Consider the following 16,478-nt stretch of genomic DNA (forward strand, 5'->3'; position numbering starts at 1 on the left):
GCCATGAGTGCACTGAAGACCCTCAGTTTCGCGCTGGCCGTCGTGGCGGTGACGGGATTGCTCGTCGGGTCGATCGGGTTCGGGAGCGTGGCCGCCGAGCGTGGGGTGTCGGTCGCGGTCGTCGACGACGACAGCGCGTACGTCGGGTATGAATCGAGCGATACGACCGTCGCCGATGGGGACCGGGTCGCCGTCGTCACCGTCACGAACCGACTGTTCGACGACGTCTCGGTGACGAACGTCTCCGTCGAGTCCGAGTCGGTCACGTTCGCGGACCTGAGCGAACCCACGCTGGCGCCGGGCGAGGCGGCGGCCATCGAGGGAACGGTCGACTGTTCGCCGGGTGACGCCGAGACCGTCGAGGTCACGGTCACGCTCGAAGGGGAGGGCGTGACCGCGGCCATCTACGGCGACACGGTGACGCGCGAATTCGCGGTCTCCTGTGCGGACACGACCCCGTCCGCGACGTACCTGACCGACGGCGACGTCGAATTGGACGATTCGCCAGTCGCGGAGACCGACGTCACCTACTGGACGACCAGCACGAACGACACCCAGGACGAGCGGCCGTTCACCGAGCAGTCCCTGACCGGATTCCAGACGAACCAGACACTCCAGTCCCAGGTCCAGGGTAGTCCGAGCGCCGTGGCGCTGTACGTGCCCGCCGTCGACGTGACCTACGTCCACCCCGAGTTCGACCGCGAGAACGAGACTATCGACTCGTGGGAGGGCGGTGACGCGCAGGTCGTCGACGGCGAGCTCGACCTCGGCTCCTGACGGGGGACCGCCGACGACCCCGCGCGGGCGTGGCCGGCCCGCTTGCGAACCAGCGTCCCGAACGAGGCAAACACCTATATCTCCGTAGCGTTCAGTTGCAGGCCATCGATGGACGAGAAGACCGAGGAACTCCGCGACATCTTCATGCAGGTGAGCGACGACGCCGAGGTCACCGAGCGACAGTCCGAGTCCCGAGGATCGCTCGTCGACGACGTGGACGTCGCGGAGCGGCTGGTCGAGATCATCGGGCGCATGCGGGCCGACCTCGGGTTCGATACGACCCTCGATGACGAGGCCCTGGTGACCGTGGTCCGGGGGTTCTACGAGGGCGATTCCGACGCCGAGATCGCCAGGGAACTGGACGAGGAGACGGTGGCGAAGACGGTCGGTCGCGCTCGCATCGACCTCCATCTTCTCCGGGATCGGGACGAGGAGGCCCCATTCGCCCTCGAGGAACTCGAAGACGCACTCGATTCCGGTTCCTCGGTTTCGGAGACAGCAGCGGAACTGGGCGTCAGCGAATCGACGGTGCGCCGGTACCGACGAGTTCTCGAGGCGAAACGGGAGATTCGTCAGGTGAACGACCGATACCGTGACGACTTCGAGGACCTCCTCGAGGACCGCGGTCTCGCGGAGCAGATGACCCGCGACGTACTCGAGACGGGTCTCGAGGGTGCCATCGAGGGCCAGGAGACGGACACCCAGCTGTGACGGATCGCCGGTAGCCGGTCGGGTTTATCAGGGAAGACCAGTCAACCTCGCGGCGTGACCGATACCATCGCCCTCTCCGACCTCGCTATCGCGGCCTACTGTCCGCGAAAACTCCATTACGCCCGCCAGGACGACCGTTCGCCACCGGAATCGGCCGAGCAGGCTCGCCGTCTCTCTCGCTCGTATCCCGATCTTCGCATCGCGAGCGACGTCGCCCTCTCCTCGATTGGCCTGGACGTCTCGCCGAGTGCGTTCCGGGAATCGCTCGACCGCGTTCGCGAGACCCTCGACGCGTGGGACGCCCTCGTCGCGCCGGCGGAGACCGACGTCTTCGTCCGGGGAAAGGACGCACACGGGCGACTCGCGAAGGTCCTCGACGATCCCCTCGCCCCGGTGCTCGTCTCCCCCGGTCGTCCGCCGGAGACCGGCGTCTGGCACCCGCAGTCGGTCCGGGCGGTCGGCTCGGCGAAGGCGCTCTCCTGGCGGGAATCCACGCCGGTCGAGACGGCGTTCGTCGAGTATCCGTTCCACGGGGTCGTCCGGAAGATTACGCTGACGACCCGTCGAACGGCCGAGTACCGTCGCACGCTTCGCGCCGTTCGAGCCCTCGACGGTCCGCCACCGCGACTCCACGACGAGTCCCGGTGTGGGGCCTGCGAGTACGCCGAGCAGTGCGGCGTGCAGACCCGCTCGCTGCGGTCGCTCCTCTCGCTCAGCGGTGGTCGGTGAGCCACGCCCGCACCGCGTCGGCGTCCCGTCCCTCCCGGAGCACCTCGTCCGCCGACACGTCGACGACGGTGCTGGCCGTCCCTGCCGTCTCCCCGCCGTCGAGCACCACGGCTGCCGCCGATCGGATGGCGGGGTCCAGGTCGTCGGGGGCGGTGACGCTCGGGTTGCCGCTCACGTTCGCGCTGGTGGCGGTGATGGGGGCGGCGGCGTGGAGCAGCGACCGCGCCAGGTCGTGGTCGGGGACCCGCACGCCCACTCGCTGGCGGCCACCAGTGAGCACGTCCGGCACCGCGGCTCGTTTGGCCACGACGACGGTCACGGGGCCGGGCAGGAACTCGCGCATGAACGTCGATTCCCGGTCCGTCGCGTCGACGTACTCGAACGCCCGATCGACGGTCGGGACGGCGAGCGATATCGGTTCCTCACGGACCCGCCGCTTCGCGGCGAACACCCGCTCGATGGCCGCCTCGTCGAGGGCGTCGGCGCCGAGGCCGTAGACCGTTTCGGTCGGATAGACGACCAGCCGCCCCGACCGGATGGCGTCGGCGGCTTGCTCCACGTCGTGCATACGCGTGGTCCGGCCGCGTAGGGGAAAAGTCTCGCGCCGGTGGCCGAGCGGGAATCCGCGGTGGTGGGCGGTTCGGTCCCGCCTTTCGGCCGACCGACGGCCGTATCACCCCGATAGTCGCCCATCGTTCCCCTCGGGGAGGAAACGCTTAATTCGCCGGGCGCGGAAGGTGCGATACTGAATGGGTATATCTCTGCTTCAGACGGTCGGGGCTGTCGCAATCGACCAGGACATCGTCCTCGTCGGCGGTGGCCTGGCGGTCCTCGTGTTGATGGTCCTCTCCGCGTTCTTCTCTTCGTCGGAGATCGCGATGTTCTCGCTCGCCCAACACCGGGTGGAGGCCCTCCGAGAGGAGGGGCTTCCGGGCAGTGAGACGGTGGCACATCTGAAAAGCGACCCACACCGGCTACTCGTGACGATTCTCGTGGGGAACAACCTCGTCAACATCGCGATGTCCTCGATCGCGACGGGGCTGTTGGGGTTCTATCTGTCCCAGGGTGAGGCGGTCATCGCCGCGACTTTCGGGATCACGACGCTCGTGTTGCTGTTCGGCGAGAGCGCGCCGAAATCCTACGCTGTCGAGAACTCCGAATCGTGGGCGCTCCGCATCGCCCCCGCACTCGCTCTCTCGGAGAAACTCCTCTACCCACTGGTGATCACCTTCGATTACCTCACTCGCGTCGTCAACCAGGTGACGGGCGGTCGGGCCGCCATCGAGAGCTCCTACGTTACCCGCTCTGAGATCCAGGACATGATCGAGACGGGCGAACGCGAGGGCGTCATCGAGGAGGACGAACGGGAGATGCTCCAGCGTATCTTCCGGTTCAACAACACCATCGCCAAGGAGGTCATGACCCCACGCCTGGACATGACCGCCGTCTCGAACGAGGCCGAAATCGAGGAGGCGATCCAGACGTGTACGCAGTCCGGCCACGAGCGGGTCCCCGTCTACGAGAACGACCTGGACAACGTCATCGGCATCGTCCAGTTGCGCGACCTGGTTCGCGAGTATCTCTACGGCGAGTCGGACGGCGTGGACCTCGACGACCTGCTCGAACCCACCCTCCACGTCCCGGAGAGCAAGAACGTCGACGATCTGCTCCAGGAGATGCAAGAGGAACGCGTCCAGATGGTGATCGTCATCGACGAGTTCGGGACCACGGAGGGATTGATCACGACCGAGGACCTCATCGAGGAGATCGTCGGCGAGATCCTGGAGGGCGAAGAGGAACGGCCCATCGACGTCGTCGAGGAGGGGACGGTCCTCGTTCGTGGCGAGGTCAACATCGACGAGGTCAACGAGGCCCTCGACATCGAACTCCCGGAGGGCGAGGAGTTCGAGACCATCGCCGGCTTCATCTTCAACCGGGCGGGTCGCCTCGTCGAGGAGGGCGAATCCTTCACCTTCGAGAACGTCGAGTTGCGCGTCGAGCAGGTGGAGAACACCCGCATCATGAAGGCACGTGTCATCCGCCATCCGCCGGAGGAGGTCCCCGAAGCAGCGGGCAACCCCGACGTCGAGGACCTGGAGTGATCGGTCGAAACGGCGGCTCCGCTGTCGGCGGCGAGTGATACTTCTTGCCAGTGTGCAGTCCGGTGAAGGGGGTTCGTGCAACGATGCGTTCTCTACGGGCACGAACGAGATGAACCAACGGCGGCAGTACCTGCGTCCGGCCGCCAGACGTGGGTGGGCACACTCCCAGCAACGAACGGACTATCGCACAACGGGTTGACCCGTGGGGAGAGAGCGTCCCGCTTGACAAGGCGGAACGCGATGACTCGCCACGGGATGGGAGCGGTTGTGACACTGCCACGACTCCGACCGAGACGACTCCGTCGTCTTGTGGTCACGAGAGACGCTCTGCGTCTCTCGAACGACACCGTGAGAAGAGCGTACCAGCGCAGATGACGCTCACGGCCTACGAAGAGTCGAAACCCTCTGCCAGCGTTCACGAGACGATGTCTCGTGAGCCAACCAGAACCCTTGGTTCTGGTGACGACGACTGACTGGTATTCCCCATGCGTGGGAAGCCTCGCCGTTTACGGCGAGGAGGATGTCACTCCGGAACGAGGCCGAGTTGCACGAGGATGCCGAATTGGTCGAAGTACCACCACGCCTCCGTCAGTTTCTCCTCGCCCATCCGGTGGATGGTCGCCCCCCTGTACTGGATCGTCTTGTTCGTCGCCGGCGTTCCGAGACCGGGCAATGGCCCCTCGTGGGTGGCGCGGGCCGTCCACTGCATGACGAACTTCTCGTCGCCGATGATGACGTCTTCGTGTGTGACCTCGAAATTGGGAAATGCCTCGTGGTGGGCTCGCCGCCACTGTTTGAACGCTTCCCGTCCCTCGTAGTCACGTCCTTCCGGGATCAGGTGCATCACCACGTCCTCGGCGTATATCTCGTCGATGTAGTCGAACTCGTTCTGGTTGAAGATCCGGTCCGTGGCGTCGATGATTCCCTCCCGTGTATCGATGTCCATTGGATAACTCCCCACGTGTACGTCTAATTGACACGTAGATAATACTTTCCCGGGACCGACGACCGACGGACGTCGGGGGTCTGACCCGGCATTTTGCACGCGAACACGTACCGACGAACTGTAACAGACCCCCTCAGAGCACCGTCTCGACGCCGAGATACGCCCCGTACCCGACGGCGAGCGAGAGGGCGAGCGAGCCGACCCAGGCCAACACGGTGTATCCCATCTTCGACCGGCTGACCCCGCCCGACCCGACGGCGAGACCACTCCCCACGATGGCGCTCACGATGATCTCGTTGAACGAGACGGGGATGCCGAAGAAGACCGCCACCTGTGCGATGACGAACGCCGGGATCAGCGCGGCGATGGAACGGTTCGGTCCCAGCGAGGAGTAGTCCTGTGCGACCGCCTTGATCATCCGGGGGGCGCCGGTCCAGGAGCCCGCGAGGAGCCCGATCCCGCCACCGACGAGGACGAACTCGATCCGGATCGCCTCTCCCAGCAATGGCAAGAGGGGGCCGACGGCCAGGCCGACCTGGCTCCCACCTGCGGAGAACGCGACTAGCGACCCGAGACCGACGAGGAACCGCCGCTGGGCCGCCGCGACACCCCTGCCGACGTCCCACCGGACCACCGCGGCCACCAGCAGCGCGAACACGACGCCGGCGACGGCCTCGACGAGGGGGGCGCCGCCGACCAGCGCCTGTGCGATCGCGGCCGCGATGGACCGTTCTCCCGCGGGCGGTCCGAGCACCACGAAGCGAACGTTCGCGAGGACCAGTCCGACGACGCCAGCGAGCGCCGGGATCGTCACGCGGTCCCGGGTCGTCCGTCGGAGGAGCCGCGCCGTGGCGAACGCCACGCCACCGCCCAGGAAGGGGGTGCCGACCCACAGCGCGAGGATCTGACGATACTTCGCCCAGGCGGGGTCTCCGCCCATCGCCAGTCCGACGCCGACGACGGCGCCCGTGACGGTGAACGCCGTGGCGATTGGATAGCCCGCGAAGACGCCGATGGCGACCAGGGTGGCGCCGGTGATGAGCGCGACCGTCGCCGCGAGCGGCGACAGGGTCACGTTGTGGATCAACTCGGCACCGATGGCCTCGGAGACGTTGGCGCCCTGTAACACGGCTCCCGCGAAACCGAGGATACCCACGTAAAAGCCCGCTCGCATCACCGAGATGGCGTTCGCCCCCACCGCCGGAGCGAACGGCGTCGACCCGGAGGAGCCAGCACCGATGGCCCAGGCCATGAACAGGCTCGCTGAGGCGGCGACGAGAATCGTCACGAGTCCGGTGCTGATCATTACAATCGGCCTTGCCCCCGTCGATAAAGAGCCTGGCGGACCGCGTTCAGTTACGCGTCGCCGTCGGATCGGCGTCGTCCTGTTCGATTTCCCCCTCCGAGACCTCCGCTCCCTCCGCGGCTTCGACGTTCTCGACCACCTTCTCGGTGTCGACGTGCCAGCGATCGAAGTCCTCCTCGTAGGAGTAGAGGTGGTCTCTGACCGAGTCTTTGCACTCCTCGTCGTTGATGTTCACTTCGAAGACGAACTCCTCCTGGCTGCGGACACGCTGGATGTTCGCCGAGATCAACTCGTTGTCGAAGTAGTACGGGGCGACCTGGGTCATGACCTTCCGGTAGACCGTGTCCTCGACCTTACGGAGGGCCTTCCTGCTTGCCGTGTCGGCCGCCCGGGCGACGTAATCGAGGGAATCCTGCCACTTCTCGACGGCGCTCTCCGTGTCGTCTTCTTCCAGATGCTCGTAGGACTCCGACAATCGCTCACCCGCCGTCTGGAGGTCCTCGTCGGCCGTCTTCCCCGCCTGTTCTCCCTCCCCCTCGGTCACGGAGGCCTGTTCGGCGGTCTTCTCGCTGACTTCGGCTTCGATGCGCTCGTGCATCTTGGGCCGCCACTCGGTCCACGCGTCGAACTGGTCGGGAGACGCCTCGTGGGCACCCGTCTCTCTGAGCGCCTTCGTGATGCGCTCGCCGTGCTCGACGACGTCCTCCCACGTCCCTCGGGCGACGAACCCGGATAGCCGTTCCTCCATCGTGGGTGCCTATCTCGGCAGGGAATTTACGTCTTTCCGACTCAGCGACCGTACGTGAGTGCAGTGGCCCATTCGTCCAGGCGGGATTTGATCTTGCCGAGGGCGACGACGTGGTGTGAGACGGCCTTGAGGTCCCGTTCGTCGACCTCGATACGGTCGCCGTCCCACGGATTGGTGCCGCGACCACTCGAGATATCGACCGCGGTGCTCATCGAACAGCGTCCGCAGTGTTCGACATCGTCATTAGTTCCCATGGTATCTTCTATCGTTCTTTCGAGCGCCGGTCGGATAACGGTTTCGCGGGTTCCGGGCTCCAACGGATATTTATCTCGGGCCACCCTTGCGAATGGTATGAATTATCACGATAGATCGCCGGCCCTCGGCCCACGGCGGGTGAGTGCCCGATGAGCGAGCAACTGCCGGCGGACATCCCGGACTGGGAGGACGAATACCTGGACCGTGTCTCCGACCGGATCATGTACAACTACGACCTGGAGAAGGACGTGGCCGTTCACGGCGAGTCGTTCGACCTCGCGGGATCGATGCGCATCGAGAGCGAGAAGCACTTCTTTCACCCCGCGCTCAACTACGCAAACCACGAGTCCCGGGAGTACCTCTATGCCCGTCGACAGGAATCCGTCTCGGTCGCCGACCTCGAGGCCCTCGTCGAGGTGGCCCACGATATCGCCGAGGAGCGAGTCGAACACACGGACACGCACTTCAGTACCGACGTCACCGTCGTCCTCGTCGTGCCGGCACTCGACCCCGACGTCGACGAGTTCGTCTCCGGCTTTTCGGATCGGACCCTCCTCAAATTCGGGTTCAATGGCCACTACGAGATCAATCTCGTGGTCGCCGCGCCGGATCGGCGGGAGATCACCGCGAGCGAGAACGCGGACGTCTGGCAGGCGTTCCAGACCTGGGAACCCATCGAGACCGAAGAACCAGGCCTCTTCCAGTTGATCACCCGACGGCTACAGATCTGAACGGGACGAACTCGCCGCTTTTCCCGTCGGTTTCCGGCCGACGATCGCTCTCGAGGTGCTAGGGCCGCTGTCTCCTGGTAGTGCAGTGGCTAGCGAAGCGGATAAAAGAAAAGCGAACGCGTCAGTTAGTCCGCGTCTTCTGCGCCGCCGTCCGCGGCGACGGCCCCGGAACGAACCGAATCGAGATTACGGTACCCGATGCGAAGCAGCGAGAGTCCCAGTACGACCAGGACCAGCGCGATGCCGATCTGCACCGCGATCGACACCTGGGCGAACAGTCCCTGCCCCGCGAGGCCGCCCTGGATGAACCCTTGATAGAGGTTCGTGTACAGCGAGAGGTACAGCAACGCGCTCACCGTGATGACGAACATCACGGCCATCGGAACACCGGTGCTCATCAACTGCTTCGAGCGGTCCCAGTTCGCCAGCCAGACGGTGGCCGTGAGCAGCGCCAGCGCAGCGAGCATCTGGTTCGCCCCGCCGAACAGCGGCCAGAGCGTGCTCCAGGTCCCACTCGCGACGAGCAAGAATGCGGCGACGCTCTGGACGCCTGAGCTGACGTACTTGTTGGTCACGGTCTGCTGGGTCGAGGTCGTGGGCGTCCCGACGACCTCCTCGAGCATGTAGCGACCGAGACGCAACGCGGTGTCCGTCGACGTGAGCAGGAAGCTCACCATGACCAGCGCCATGAACGGGGCACCGAAGCTCTGGGGGATACCCACCGTGCTCAGGATGATGCCGCCACCCGTCGCGAAGTTGGGCAGCGCACCGCCGACACCGCCACCAGCGGCGGTTCCGGCCAGACCGGCGACACCGAGGGTGATGAGCGCCGTGGTGGCGAGGAGCCCCTCACCGAGCATCCCACCGTAGCCGATGAGTCGGGCGTCGGTCTCGCGGTTGAGCTGTTTGGCCGTGGTCCCCGAGGAGACCAGCGAGTGGAACCCGGAGATGGTCCCACACGCGATGGTCACGAAGAGGATCGGGAACAGTGGCTGAGCGTACTCGCCGGCCATGAAGCCGGTGTACATGGAGATTTGCATCTCCAGCGTGGCGGGTTCGGCGACGAGGAACGTCCCGACGATGACCGCGAGGAGGGTCCCGCCAACACCGGTGTACAACAGGAACGACGAGAGGTAGTCACGTGGTTGAAGCAACATCCACACCGGCAACACCGACGCGATGAACGCGTAGACGATGATGATGGGGACCCACAGCGAGACGTTCCCGTTGACGATCGTCGGGAGGAACGCGGGTGCGGTCTCGGCGGTGGAGAGGACGATCGGGTTCTGGATGCCGACCCAGACGCCGACGAACACGGCCGCGACGAATGCCACCGTACCGGGGATGAACGGCAGGTTCAACTGGTACAGGTAGACGCCGAACACCAGCGCCAGGGCGATGTAGATCAGGCTGGCCGTCGCGGCGCTCGGGTACGCGTCGAAGACCACGCCGACCACGAAGGCGAAGACCGCCACCACGAGGATAATGGTCAGGAACGCGAACCAGAGCAACATGTTCTTGCCGCGATCACCGACGTATTCGCCGATGATGTAGCCGATCGACTTCCCCTCGTGTCGGATGCTGCCCGACAGGGAGACGAAGTCGTGGACCGATCCCATCAACGGATTACCGATGCCGATCCACAGCAGGGCGGGGAGCCATCCCCACCAGGCGGCCGCCGTGATCGGCCCCACGATGGGGGCTCCACCGGCGATACTCGAATAGTGGTGTCCGAGCAATACTGGTTTCTTTGCGGGTACATACTCTTGTCCGTCTTCGTACTTGTGTGCGGGTGTCTCCTGGGCGTCGTCGAGCTCGACGAAACGCGCAAGGTATCTCGAGTATCCGAGATACGCGACCGTGAAGATCGCGAGCACTATGAGCACCAGCCATATTGCCTGCATGGTATGGAACCTCACGCCGGGCTAAGTACCAGCTTCACTTAAAGATTTGTAGACAACAATAATTACTGTCCGAATTCAGTGGTGTCGCACCGCTCATCGGACACACCATCGGCGCAGTACCGTCGTCCGATATTGCACGGGACGGTCCCGACTGCGGTCGGAACCTATCAGTGCGATGTACTGTTGCCGGCCGGTCCAGCTACCGTCCGTCTATCGACGTGGTGGCACTCGCGGTCTGGCGTCTCTGTGTCATGGAGTGACGGCCATAATGCTTTGGGTATTTCGGTGGCGGACGGACCCGGGTCGCTGGGGATTACGGTTCCGCTGCCGTTTCGACCCCGACGCCGATGTCGAGTTCGGCGGCCACGTCGTCGAGGAGTTCGTCTCTGATCTCCTCGACCCTCGATTCGATGGTCGCGACCACCGGTCGGTCGAAGTCGGCTCGAATCCGTCCGATACGTTCTCGCTCCGTAGCCACACGGTCGCGGAGATATCGGGCGCCGACGCCCGTCTCGTCCTCGTCCGGTGCCGGGGTGATCTTGTTGATGACCAGTCCATCGACCGCGATACCGTACTCGTCCAGTTGTTCGATGGCCCGTTCGGTCTCCCGCATGGACAGGTCGTCTGGATTCATGACGAGGTAGAACGCGGACTGGTTTCGCAGCTTCTCGCCGGCGAACTCGAACTTCTCCTTGCGCTCCTTGAGATGGGCGATGATCGGGTCCGTCTCGGCTCGTTGGCGCGCCTTCTTCTCGCCGATGGCGGCCTTCTCGAAGAGGTCGATGCTCTTCGCTCGCTTGTCGATGAGGCGGTCGATCCAGTCCTCGAGGAACGCGGGCAACGAGAGCAGACGCAACGTTCCACCGGTCGGTGAGGTGTCGAAGACGACCCGGTCGAAGTCGTCGGCCTCGCGCATCACCTGGATGAACCGGTCGAAGAGGGCTGCCTCGTACGCACCGGGCGTCTTGTGCGCGAGTTCGATCTGACTGTTGATCGCGTTCACGATGGACGGGCTGACCTGGTCGGCCATCCGCTGTTTGATCTCCATGAGGTGGGCTTGCACCTCGTCCTCGGGATCGATCTCCATCGCGTAGAGGTTCTCGACGCCCTGGACGGACGACGGTTCGTCGTCGAACTGCTGACCGAAGACGTCCGAGGTGCTGTGCGCCGGGTCCGTCGAGACGAGCAGGGTTCGGAGGCCCGCACGGGCGTTCTTCAACCCGTACGCACTCGAGACGGTCGTCTTGCCCACTCCTCCCTTGCCGCCGAAGAAGACGAATTTCTCCATTTTAGAAGTGGTACTGTTGTCCGGCGCGTTCGATCATCGATTCGCGGTCCCACATGCGGCGTTCGAACTTCTCGAAGTCCTCGCCGATGTACGGGAGCAACTCGACCGTGTAGTAGGAGACCGGACTCGGGATGCCGAAGGCGTCGGCGAACATCCCGAAGAAGAGTTCGTCTTCGATGTCTTCTGCCTCCTTCTCTATTTTCTCCGTTGCCGGATGCTCGATCATCCCGTGCCAGAGGCCGTGGGCCCACTCCCTCGCGACCTCGCGTGCCTTCGCGAACTGTTCGTGGATGGTCATACTGGGGAGTATTGGTACAAACGCGCATAAATGCGTGGGTCGGGTCGGCATGGGACACAATATCGCCAGGGGAGGACGCCTCGGTCACACCGACCGGCTCCATCGGCCGTCCGGTCGTCGATTCGCGCTTCTTTAGCAGGCACAACCGCCCGAATCCGGACGCCGCTCGAACCGCATCTCTTGGCCGCACTCCGGACAGGTCGGTGTCCCCTCGCCGTCGTACTCGACGTCCCTGATGCGAACGGAACAGTCGTCACACCAGTAGGCCCCCTTCGACTGGGGGCGCTGGGACGCCTCCCGGTCCGGCCCCATCTCGGAAACGACGTCCGATACTGTGTCAAGCAGTCCCATGACGAATGGTAACGTCCCGAAAGAATAAATCCGCTCGGGTATCGGCGGGTCCCGCGGCCAACGCTTACACCTCCTCGTCGATGGCCCGCAAGGCGCGTTTCAGCTCTCCCCGACGCTTCCACGCGGCGATGCGGTCGGTCACCGACGCGAACGGGAGCCCGAGGCTGACCGTCGAGTCCATCGTCAGGAGCGACCCCTCGTCCGCCGGCGTCACCACGAGCGTCGTCTCCATGGTCTCGAAGGGACCGGCATCGCCGAGCTGTTCGTACTCGTAGCCATCGTCCGTCTTGTTGAACGTGAAGACCACCTCCATTCCGCCACCCCGGGCGAAGACCCTGGTTTCGTCGCCAGTTTCCTCGATGTCGAGGGCCGAGAACGTGCCCTCTGCGTCGATGATGGTCATCGGGTCCAGCGTATCGAGGACGGACGCCGGCGGGTCCCCGACCCGCCGGGTCGCCGACACGGTTCGCATACCAACATCCTCCAGGAGCGACCACTTATCCCTGTTGGGTGGCGATGGGGATGCTCACGGCGAGGAGCAACAGGATGCCCGCAAGGATGGCATAGAACAGACGCTGGATACGCAACTCGGGTGAGATCTCTGCTCTGAGGTCGGGCCGAACGGTGTGGACGAGTCGCCAGTACCCAGCCACGACCACCCCGAGGAAGCCGATCGACAACACGACGATGGAGGGGACCAGGGACAGCCCGTACTCCTGCAAGTAGATGGGGCCGATGGAGAACAGGAGCATGAACGCCAGGGCGGCCGTGACGACCCATGGAAACGGGTCGACCGGATCTCCGTCGCGATTCCTGACCGGCATAGATATGATACTCGTCCAATAGGCAAAGCCGTTTCGCGGCCGGCAGAGCGAGCGATATCCACGGTGACAGTCCATACGTTTAATTTGACCGCCCGGTCATTCGGCGCATATGGCAATCGAGGACCGCGGGGACGCATCGGTCATTACGCACGCGCTCGCGAAGGACACCCTCTCGCGGCTCCGCTCGGTGGAGACCGAACAGGTCGCCTTCCGCAAGGGGCTGGTGAAACTCGGCCGGATCTGTGGGTACGAGATCATCGACGGGGCCATGGAGACGGAGTACGTCTCCATCGAGACCCCGCTCACCGAGACGATGGGCGAGCGGGTCCGGGGCCTGGACGACGTCGTCATCATCAACGTCCTGCGAGCCGCGACGCCGTTCGTCGAGGGACTCCTCAAGGCTTTCCCGCGGGCGAAACAGGGCGTCATCAGCGCCGGCCGGGACGAGGCGGCCGGCATGAGCGACGACGGGACGTTCCCCATCAGCATCGATTACGTCAAACTGCCCGACATCTCCGCCGACGACACGGTGATCGTCGCGGACCCGATGCTCGCCACCGGATCGACCATGGTCGCGGTCCTCGAGGCGGTCCTCGACTCGGGGCCGGACCCCGCCGACCTGTTCGTTCTCTCGGCGGTCAGCGCACCGGACGGCCTCCTCCGCGTCCAGTCGGCGGTGCCGGCGGCGACCCTCCTCACGGTGAGCATCGACGATCACATCGACGAGCACGGGTACATCGTCCCCGGCCTCGGCGACGCGGGCGACCGGGCCTTCCGGACCACCTGAGGCCGTCGACGCCCGTCCCGAACGGACCAAGATATTTGTCCTTGCGCCCGTATTCGCAGTCATGACCGACGATCCCTGTGACGCCTGTGGCGACCCTGTCAGCGAGGCGCTCGCCAGGACGGTACGACTCTCGGTCGATCGCTCCCAGATCGACGCCCAGCGACTGTGCCCCGAGTGTTTCGCCGAGTGGATCCATCGGTACAAATCGGAGATGGAACCGGACCAGCGCCCACAGGAGTTCGTCGAGAGCGAGAGCGGGGGCGACGACATCATCGTCGATTGAAGCCAGCGAGGTCCTCGCCGACCACGGTCGGAGCCGCCCCTCGAAAGCCGCACGTCCCTCCCCGTAACCGGGTAATTCTCACCGAAATCGTCGCGTGAGGCCCGCTTCCTCCCGAACCCCTCTGTTTCGGGTGCGGAACTCGCCGCATTCTGTCGATTATCTCCGTTGAGAACCGCTGTCGAAACCGTCCTTAAGACTGATAATCGGGCGATGTGGCTCCCGACTCGCAGAGATTCGCCAGATTTCGTGGCACCCGACGATGCTCCCGTCTCACTCGATCGTCGCCCGACCGCTGGTCGCACTGCGGATGTGGTCTCTGACCCCCGGGGCCACGTCGACCGGGGCCGAGACCGTGAACCGGACGGCCGTCTCGTACTCGGCATCGAAGTCGACGTCGCTCGACTCGAGGATACCCCTGACCGTCCCCGAGTCGTCGTACTCCACCGCGACGACGAATCGTTCGTGGGGCCGACGTTCCACGACGTCGGCGTCCTCGATGGCCTCTTTCACCGCCCGGGAATACGCTCGCGCCAGCCCACCGACGCCGAGATTCGTCCCGCCGTAGTACCGCGTGACGACGACGGCGACGTTCTCGAGGTCGCGTTGCTGGAGAACGTTCAGGGCGGGTTTGCCGGACGAACCGGTCGGTTCGCCGTCGTCGCTCTGATATTCGCGCAGGAGATGTCCCGACCGACCGGAGTCGACGCGGACGCGATACGCGGGCACGTTGTGGGTCGCGTCGTCGTACTCCTCGGCGATGGCATCGACGAAGGACTCCGCTCCCTCGCGGCTGTCGACCGGGGTGGCGTGGCCGATGAACGTCGAGCCCCGGATCTCGAATCGGGTCTCGCCCCGGTCCGCGAGGGTCCGAAAGACGTCCTCGTCGGTCATCGTGGGGAGTCCGTTCGCACACCTGAACGGTGTTTCGATTCGCGCGCCCGACCGCGGCCCGTGACCGGTTCGCCGTCGGCCGCTGCGCTGACGATGCCGACGTCCCCGATGGCGTGGGGGTTTTAGGTACTGTCCGTCGTACCCCTGACCATGGCAGCGCTGTGGGGCGTCGAATTCGCCTATGCCGCGACCTCTCTCGTGTTGGCACTGGCCGGCATCACGATGGTCGCCCTCGCCACGCACGCGTACGCGACGACCGAACGTCGGGAGATGCTGTTCCTCGCCCTCGGGTTCTCGCTGGTGGTCGCTGCCGCGATCGCCACCACGGTATCGGCGTTCCTGAACGACTTCCAGAACACGGTCGGCCTGTTGACCGTCCACAACGCCATCGCATCGCTGGGCTACGCGTTCGTCATCTACAGCGTCATCGGCCGCTGATCAGGACAGTTCGATGGAGCGGACGAACGGGAGGTCCGTGAGCTCGGTGAGCAGCTCGCCGGGGATGGGATCGGCGGTGACCAGGTAGAGTCTGGGCTCGTCGGTGAACTCGGGGTCCTCGCTGATCGTCTGGCGGATGGTGATACCGTTGTCCGCCAACAGCCCGGTCACCGTGGAGACGATCCCCGGTTCGTCGGCGTCGTGGACGGCGATGGTCAGGACGGTGAGATCGAGGACCGGGGCGAGGTCCATCAGGCTCGGGATCTGGGAGATGTTCTGGAAGATGCGACGGAGTTCGTCGTCCTCGAGGATGGCGCTCGTCGTCGAATCCACCACGCGGCGGTCGACGCCCGCCTCCTTGGCCACCTGGGTGTCGGGTATCTCGATCGACCCGGAGACGACCCGTCCGTCGTCGTTGACCGAGAAGCCCCGTTCGAGGAGCAACCTGATGACGGCCTGCTGGCCGGGGCTGCCCTCGAACTTCTCCATGATGGCGTCGAACATCACAGCGCTCCCTTGGTGGACGGCGTCTCGGCTCGACGTTCGTCGATGCGTGTCGCGTCGTCCAGCGCTCGCGCCAGCGCCTTGAACAGGGCCTCGACCTCGTGGTGGGCGTTCTCCCCCTCGACGCCCGCGTGAAGGGTGAGGCCGGCGTTCGTCGCCAGCGACCGGACGAAGTGTTTCGCCATGACGCTTTCCATCTCGCCGACGGTCTCTTGTGAGAACCCTCCCTCGAAGGCGAAGTAAGGCCGCCCGCTCACGTCCACGACGACGCTCGCCATCGCCTCGTCGAGGGGGACCCGCCGGTCAGCGTACCGGACGATACCGCGTTTCTCGCCTAGCGCTTCGGCGACGGCCTCGCCGACGACGATGCCGACGTCCTCGACGGTGTGGTGGTCGTCGATCGCCAGGTCGCCGTCGCACTGCACGGTCAGATCGAAGAGGCCGTGCGTGGCGAAGGCCGTGAGCATGTGGTCGAAGAAGCCGATGCCCGTCTCTATCGACGACGACCCGTCACCGTCTAGCTCGAGGGTAACCTCGACCGTCGTCTCGGCCGTCTCCCGGCGTATCGCGGCGCTCCGCTCGCTCATACACTCGTTCTCTGCACG

The 16,478-nt window shown here is 64.9% G+C and carries 22 protein-coding genes and 1 pseudogene; 9 read left to right on the forward strand and 14 right to left on the reverse strand.

All coding sequences use genetic code 11. The features are described from left to right. The first annotated feature begins 3 nt into the window (after positions 1 to 3). The 3 genes from HSRCO_RS00780 to HSRCO_RS00790 all read left to right on the forward strand — a co-directional run bounded on the left by HSRCO_RS00780 (position 4) and on the right by HSRCO_RS00790 (position 2,217). Positions 4 to 777, forward strand: a complete 774-nt coding sequence (locus tag HSRCO_RS00780; RefSeq protein ID WP_259518477.1) for a hypothetical protein — start codon at positions 4 to 6, stop codon at positions 775 to 777. 108 nt (positions 778 to 885) lie between these two features. Further along, entirely contained in the window at positions 886 to 1,488 is a 603-nt protein-coding gene (locus tag HSRCO_RS00785; protein ID WP_259518478.1) for a conditioned medium-induced protein 4, read from the forward strand. Between the two features lie 54 nt (positions 1,489 to 1,542). Then, positions 1,543 to 2,217: a hypothetical protein gene (locus HSRCO_RS00790; protein ID WP_259518479.1), complete on the forward strand. Its 675-nt coding sequence runs from the start codon at positions 1,543 to 1,545 to the stop codon at positions 2,215 to 2,217. Here the strand turns inward: HSRCO_RS00790 and HSRCO_RS00795 are convergent. Beyond that, the gene (locus tag HSRCO_RS00795; RefSeq protein WP_259518480.1) at positions 2,201 to 2,785 is read right to left on the reverse strand and encodes an L-threonylcarbamoyladenylate synthase; all 585 of its coding nucleotides are present in this window, start codon (positions 2,783 to 2,785) and stop codon (positions 2,201 to 2,203) included. The two genes, HSRCO_RS00790 and HSRCO_RS00795, sit on opposite strands and share 17 nt — an antisense overlap. Positions 2,786 to 2,966: 181 nt before the next feature. Between HSRCO_RS00795 and HSRCO_RS00800 the strand changes: the two genes are divergently transcribed. Further along, a complete protein-coding gene (locus HSRCO_RS00800; RefSeq protein ID WP_259518481.1) occupies positions 2,967 to 4,319 on the forward strand; it encodes a hemolysin family protein in 1,353 nt (450 codons plus the stop codon). Between the two features lie 182 nt (positions 4,320 to 4,501). Then, positions 4,502 to 4,792, forward strand: a pseudogene (locus HSRCO_RS14565) (hypothetical protein); the annotation flags it as partial. 50 nt (positions 4,793 to 4,842) lie between these two features. On the opposite strand, the gene HSRCO_RS00810 reads toward HSRCO_RS14565, so the two are convergent. The 4 genes from HSRCO_RS00810 to HSRCO_RS00825 form a co-directional block, all read right to left on the reverse strand. Then, positions 4,843 to 5,265 (reverse strand): ester cyclase, encoded by a 423-nt coding sequence (locus HSRCO_RS00810; RefSeq protein ID WP_259518482.1) that lies wholly within the window; start codon positions 5,263 to 5,265, stop codon positions 4,843 to 4,845. 133 nt (positions 5,266 to 5,398) lie between these two features. Next, complete coding sequence (locus HSRCO_RS00815) at positions 5,399 to 6,571, reverse strand: inorganic phosphate transporter (RefSeq protein ID WP_259518483.1); 1,173 nt, start codon at positions 6,569 to 6,571, stop codon at positions 5,399 to 5,401. A gap of 46 nt (positions 6,572 to 6,617) precedes the next feature. After that, the gene (locus HSRCO_RS00820; protein WP_259518484.1) at positions 6,618 to 7,319 is read right to left on the reverse strand and encodes a DUF5828 family protein; all 702 of its coding nucleotides are present in this window, start codon (positions 7,317 to 7,319) and stop codon (positions 6,618 to 6,620) included. Positions 7,320 to 7,360: 41 nt separating this feature from the next. Continuing rightward, positions 7,361 to 7,531 carry a hypothetical protein gene (locus HSRCO_RS00825; RefSeq protein WP_259518485.1) on the reverse strand — a complete coding sequence of 57 codons (171 nt, stop codon included), beginning with the start codon at positions 7,529 to 7,531 and terminating at the stop codon, positions 7,361 to 7,363. Positions 7,532 to 7,723: 192 nt separating this feature from the next. Here HSRCO_RS00825 and HSRCO_RS00830 point away from each other — a divergent pair, with 192 nt between their 5' ends. Then, a complete protein-coding gene (locus tag HSRCO_RS00830) occupies positions 7,724 to 8,305 on the forward strand; it encodes a hypothetical protein (protein ID WP_259518486.1) in 582 nt (193 codons plus the stop codon). A 125-nt stretch (positions 8,306 to 8,430) separates the two neighbouring features. Here the strand turns inward: HSRCO_RS00830 and HSRCO_RS00835 are convergent, their stop codons facing one another. The 6 genes from HSRCO_RS00835 to HSRCO_RS00860 form a co-directional block, all read right to left on the reverse strand. Then, positions 8,431 to 10,209 (reverse strand): carbon starvation protein A, encoded by a 1,779-nt coding sequence (locus tag HSRCO_RS00835; RefSeq protein WP_259518487.1) that lies wholly within the window; start codon positions 10,207 to 10,209, stop codon positions 8,431 to 8,433. A 313-nt stretch (positions 10,210 to 10,522) separates the two neighbouring features. Beyond that, on the reverse strand, positions 10,523 to 11,497 hold the full coding sequence (locus HSRCO_RS00840) for an ArsA family ATPase (RefSeq protein WP_259518488.1): 975 nt from the start codon (positions 11,495 to 11,497) through the stop codon (positions 10,523 to 10,525). Between the two features lies 1 nt (position 11,498). Beyond that, positions 11,499 to 11,795, reverse strand: coding sequence for a hypothetical protein (locus tag HSRCO_RS00845; protein ID WP_259518489.1), 297 nt, complete (start codon positions 11,793 to 11,795; stop codon positions 11,499 to 11,501). 132 nt (positions 11,796 to 11,927) lie between these two features. After that, complete coding sequence (locus HSRCO_RS00850) at positions 11,928 to 12,146, reverse strand: hypothetical protein (RefSeq protein WP_259518490.1); 219 nt, start codon at positions 12,144 to 12,146, stop codon at positions 11,928 to 11,930. A gap of 64 nt (positions 12,147 to 12,210) precedes the next feature. Beyond that, positions 12,211 to 12,618 carry an SRPBCC family protein gene (locus HSRCO_RS00855; RefSeq protein ID WP_259518491.1) on the reverse strand — a complete coding sequence of 136 codons (408 nt, stop codon included), beginning with the start codon at positions 12,616 to 12,618 and terminating at the stop codon, positions 12,211 to 12,213. Between the two features lie 25 nt (positions 12,619 to 12,643). Beyond that, entirely contained in the window at positions 12,644 to 12,970 is a 327-nt protein-coding gene (locus tag HSRCO_RS00860; RefSeq protein ID WP_259518492.1) for a hypothetical protein, read from the reverse strand. A gap of 109 nt (positions 12,971 to 13,079) precedes the next feature. On the opposite strand from HSRCO_RS00860, the gene upp reads away from it, so the two are divergent. Both upp and HSRCO_RS00870 read left to right on the forward strand, forming a co-directional pair. After that, a complete protein-coding gene (gene upp, locus HSRCO_RS00865; protein WP_259518493.1) occupies positions 13,080 to 13,757 on the forward strand; it encodes a uracil phosphoribosyltransferase in 678 nt (225 codons plus the stop codon). A gap of 61 nt (positions 13,758 to 13,818) precedes the next feature. Next, entirely contained in the window at positions 13,819 to 14,040 is a 222-nt protein-coding gene (locus HSRCO_RS00870) for a hypothetical protein (protein ID WP_259518494.1), read from the forward strand. Between the two features lie 270 nt (positions 14,041 to 14,310). On the opposite strand, the gene HSRCO_RS00875 is transcribed toward HSRCO_RS00870, so the two are convergent. Then, complete coding sequence (locus tag HSRCO_RS00875; protein ID WP_259518495.1) at positions 14,311 to 14,931, reverse strand: YigZ family protein; 621 nt, start codon at positions 14,929 to 14,931, stop codon at positions 14,311 to 14,313. Positions 14,932 to 15,081: 150 nt separating this feature from the next. On the opposite strand from HSRCO_RS00875, the gene HSRCO_RS00880 reads away from it, so the two are divergent. Beyond that, positions 15,082 to 15,369 carry a hypothetical protein gene (locus HSRCO_RS00880; RefSeq protein WP_259518496.1) on the forward strand — a complete coding sequence of 96 codons (288 nt, stop codon included), beginning with the start codon at positions 15,082 to 15,084 and terminating at the stop codon, positions 15,367 to 15,369. Here HSRCO_RS00880 and HSRCO_RS00885 read toward each other — a convergent pair whose 3' ends face one another. Continuing rightward, on the reverse strand, positions 15,370 to 15,873 hold the full coding sequence (locus HSRCO_RS00885) for an amino acid-binding protein (RefSeq protein WP_259518497.1): 504 nt from the start codon (positions 15,871 to 15,873) through the stop codon (positions 15,370 to 15,372). Then, complete coding sequence (gene hisB, locus HSRCO_RS00890; RefSeq protein WP_259518498.1) at positions 15,873 to 16,460, reverse strand: imidazoleglycerol-phosphate dehydratase HisB; 588 nt, start codon at positions 16,458 to 16,460, stop codon at positions 15,873 to 15,875. The genes HSRCO_RS00885 and hisB overlap by 1 nt, the downstream gene beginning before the upstream one ends. Between the last annotated feature and the right edge of the window lie 18 nt (positions 16,461 to 16,478).

Source organism: Halanaeroarchaeum sp. HSR-CO (assembly GCF_024972755.1).
Classification (GTDB): Archaea; Halobacteriota; Halobacteria; order Halobacteriales; family Halobacteriaceae; genus Halanaeroarchaeum.

Excerpts from the sequence above, each read along its gene's own strand:
- HSRCO_RS00780 (WP_259518477.1), top strand. The coding sequence starts at position 4 with ATGAGTGCACTGAAGACCCTCAGTTTCGCGCTGGCCGTCGTGGCGGTG.
- HSRCO_RS00785 (WP_259518478.1), top strand. The coding sequence starts at position 886 with ATGGACGAGAAGACCGAGGAACTCCGCGACATCTTCATGCAGGTGAGC.
- HSRCO_RS00795 (WP_259518480.1), bottom strand. The coding sequence starts at position 2,785 with ATGCACGACGTGGAGCAAGCCGCCGACGCCATCCGGTCGGGGCGGCTG.
- HSRCO_RS00800 (WP_259518481.1), top strand. The coding sequence starts at position 2,967 with ATGGGTATATCTCTGCTTCAGACGGTCGGGGCTGTCGCAATCGACCAG.
- HSRCO_RS00810 (WP_259518482.1), bottom strand. The coding sequence starts at position 5,265 with ATGGACATCGATACACGGGAGGGAATCATCGACGCCACGGACCGGATC.
- HSRCO_RS00815 (WP_259518483.1), bottom strand. The coding sequence starts at position 6,571 with ATGATCAGCACCGGACTCGTGACGATTCTCGTCGCCGCCTCAGCGAGC.
- HSRCO_RS00820 (WP_259518484.1), bottom strand. The coding sequence starts at position 7,319 with ATGGAGGAACGGCTATCCGGGTTCGTCGCCCGAGGGACGTGGGAGGAC.
- HSRCO_RS00825 (WP_259518485.1), bottom strand. The coding sequence starts at position 7,531 with ATGAGCACCGCGGTCGATATCTCGAGTGGTCGCGGCACCAATCCGTGG.
- HSRCO_RS00830 (WP_259518486.1), top strand. The coding sequence starts at position 7,724 with ATGAGCGAGCAACTGCCGGCGGACATCCCGGACTGGGAGGACGAATAC.
- HSRCO_RS00835 (WP_259518487.1), bottom strand. The coding sequence starts at position 10,209 with ATGCAGGCAATATGGCTGGTGCTCATAGTGCTCGCGATCTTCACGGTC.
- HSRCO_RS00840 (WP_259518488.1), bottom strand. The coding sequence starts at position 11,497 with ATGGAGAAATTCGTCTTCTTCGGCGGCAAGGGAGGAGTGGGCAAGACG.
- HSRCO_RS00845 (WP_259518489.1), bottom strand. The coding sequence starts at position 11,795 with ATGACCATCCACGAACAGTTCGCGAAGGCACGCGAGGTCGCGAGGGAG.
- HSRCO_RS00850 (WP_259518490.1), bottom strand. The coding sequence starts at position 12,146 with ATGGGACTGCTTGACACAGTATCGGACGTCGTTTCCGAGATGGGGCCG.
- HSRCO_RS00855 (WP_259518491.1), bottom strand. The coding sequence starts at position 12,618 with ATGCGAACCGTGTCGGCGACCCGGCGGGTCGGGGACCCGCCGGCGTCC.
- HSRCO_RS00860 (WP_259518492.1), bottom strand. The coding sequence starts at position 12,970 with ATGCCGGTCAGGAATCGCGACGGAGATCCGGTCGACCCGTTTCCATGG.
- upp (WP_259518493.1), top strand. The coding sequence starts at position 13,080 with ATGGCAATCGAGGACCGCGGGGACGCATCGGTCATTACGCACGCGCTC.
- HSRCO_RS00870 (WP_259518494.1), top strand. The coding sequence starts at position 13,819 with ATGACCGACGATCCCTGTGACGCCTGTGGCGACCCTGTCAGCGAGGCG.
- HSRCO_RS00875 (WP_259518495.1), bottom strand. The coding sequence starts at position 14,931 with ATGACCGACGAGGACGTCTTTCGGACCCTCGCGGACCGGGGCGAGACC.
- HSRCO_RS00880 (WP_259518496.1), top strand. The coding sequence starts at position 15,082 with ATGGCAGCGCTGTGGGGCGTCGAATTCGCCTATGCCGCGACCTCTCTC.
- HSRCO_RS00885 (WP_259518497.1), bottom strand. The coding sequence starts at position 15,873 with ATGTTCGACGCCATCATGGAGAAGTTCGAGGGCAGCCCCGGCCAGCAG.
- hisB (WP_259518498.1), bottom strand. The coding sequence starts at position 16,460 with ATGAGCGAGCGGAGCGCCGCGATACGCCGGGAGACGGCCGAGACGACG.